We start from the raw sequence: 1,869 nt of genomic DNA, 5'->3' as shown, positions 1-1,869 counted from the left end.
AAGAGACAGGGAGGCCGGGGAGGCCGGGTGGGGGGCGTCGGCCATGTCTGCTGTCCCTCCGCGAGATGGTCCTGATGTCCTGGTTTCCGGGACCCCGCGGCAGGCGGGCGCCGGCCGCGGGCCCGGACAGGGGCGGACCCTGGACAGGAGGAAGGGCGGCCCGGGGCGAGCCTGTCCCGGCAGGCAGCACAGCAGATAGCACAGCCGGAGCCTGCCTGCGTAGGCCGCCGCCTGCCTCCCCTGCGGCATTCCGGAGCGGATCGCCACGGGGCGGCACCGTCCGCGGCATGGGCCGCGTGGCCCTGGCGAGGCGGCAGGCGTTCCCGAAGGGGCGGTCAGGCCGCCAGGCGGTGGACTTCCTCCGGGGACATGCGGACCAGCTTCTCGTAGTCGGACAGCAGGGTCTCGGTGATCTGGCCCGGGGTGTAGGCGTATTCGCCGATGGCGCGGACGGGCGTCACCTCGGCGGCGGTGCCGGCCAGGAAGACCTCGGTGGCCTTCGGCAGCTCCTCGGCGCGGATGGTGCGCTCCACCACCTTCATCTGGCGGTTCCGGGCGAGGCGCATCACGGTGCGGCGGGTGATGCCGTCCAGGAAGCAGACGGGGGTGGGGGTGTGCAGCTCTCCGTCGAAGACGAAGAAGGCGTTGGCGCCGGTCGCCTCGGCCACGTCGCCCTTGAAGTCGAGCATCATGGCGTCGTCGAAGCCCTCGGCCTCCGCCGCGTGCTTGGAGAGGGTGCCGATCATGTAGAGGCCGGAGGCCTTGGAGGCGGTAGGGGCCGTGTCGGGGGCCGGGCGGCGCCACCTGGCCATGCCGAGGCGGACGCCCTTCATGCGGTTCTCGCCGAACAGGTTGGGCCAGCCCCAGCAGGCGATGGCGAGGTGGATCCTCGTCCGCTGGGCGGAGACGGCCAGCATTTCCGAGCCGCGCCAGGCGACCGGACGGACATAGGCATCCGTGTGGCCGTTGCGGCGCACGGTCTCGATCGAGGCGGCATCGATCTCGTCGGCCGTGAAGGGAACCTCGAAGCCCAGGAGGCGGCCGGACCGGATCAGGCGCTCGGTGTGCTCGCGCAGCTTGAAGATGTTTCCGGCATAGCAGCGCTCGCCCTCGAAGATGCCGGAGGCATAATGCAGGCCGTGGGTCAGGACATGCAGCTTCGCCTCGCGCCAGGGGAGGAACTCGCCATCCATCCAGATCCAGCCATCGCGGTCGTCGAAAGGCAGCAGGGACATGTTTGGAACCTTCGCGCCATGGTTTGAGAAATAAAATTGCGTTACGAGGCGGAAACTAGACCTTTGCTTCGATTTGTGTCAATAAACCTGACCCAACATGGAGTCATGCCCGCCATGCCCGACGGGCTTCCCGGAGGACATCCCGCCGTGAAGGAGAAGACGCCCGTCTCCGCCGGCCGCGAGCACCTCTTCCTGCGCGAAGAGGAGCTGCGCGCGGCGCAGGACCTGCTGTTCTTCGGCTACCGCGACTTCACCGCGGGGGCCGATGCCATGCTGGCGGAGATCGGGCTGGGCCGCGCGCATCATCGCGTGCTGCATTTCGTCGGCCGCCGGCCCGGGCTGACGGTGGGCGAGCTGCTCGCCATCCTGGACATCACCAAGCAGTCGCTGGGCCGCGTCCTCACCCCGCTGGTGGAGGGCGGCTATGTCGAGCAGGCGACAGGCCGGGCCGACCGGCGGCAGCGGCTGCTGAGCCTGACGGAAGCGGGGCGGGCGCTGGAGCGGCGACTCTTCGAGCGGCAGCGGGAGACGGTGATCCGGGCCTATCGCGAGGCCGGCCCGGCCGCGGTGGACGGGTTCCGGCGCGTCATGCCTGTCTCTTGATCACATCTACGCACAGCTCCACCGTAAGGCG

2 protein-coding genes are annotated in these 1,869 nt (G+C 69.7%); one reads left to right on the top strand and one right to left on the bottom strand.

The window, feature by feature from the left end; genetic code table 11:
- Nucleotides 1-335: 335 nt before the first annotated feature.
- Entirely contained in the window at nucleotides 336-1,235 is a 900-nt protein-coding gene (locus ROTAS13_RS23920; RefSeq protein ID WP_075823615.1) for a branched-chain amino acid aminotransferase, read from the bottom strand.
- A 114-nt stretch (nucleotides 1,236-1,349) separates the two neighbouring features.
- Between ROTAS13_RS23920 and ROTAS13_RS23915 the strand changes: the two genes are divergently transcribed.
- Nucleotides 1,350-1,838, top strand: a complete 489-nt coding sequence (locus ROTAS13_RS23915; protein WP_083755698.1) for a MarR family winged helix-turn-helix transcriptional regulator — start codon at nucleotides 1,350-1,352, stop codon at nucleotides 1,836-1,838.
- The last annotated feature ends 31 nt before the right edge of the window (nucleotides 1,839-1,869 follow it).

Origin of the sequence: Roseomonas sp. TAS13, from assembly GCF_001950415.1 — a bacterium.
Classification (GTDB): Bacteria; Pseudomonadota; Alphaproteobacteria; order Acetobacterales; family Acetobacteraceae; genus Roseomonas; species Roseomonas mucosa.
This window is presented reverse-complemented; position numbering and strand designations above follow the sequence as displayed.

What these genes read in the sequence shown, in the direction of transcription:
- ROTAS13_RS23915 (WP_083755698.1), top strand. Translation starts at nt 1,350, where the DNA reads ATGCCCGACGGGCTTCCCGGAGGACATCCCGCCGTGAAGGAGAAGACG.
- ROTAS13_RS23920 (WP_075823615.1), bottom strand. Translation starts at nt 1,235, where the DNA reads ATGTCCCTGCTGCCTTTCGACGACCGCGATGGCTGGATCTGGATGGAT.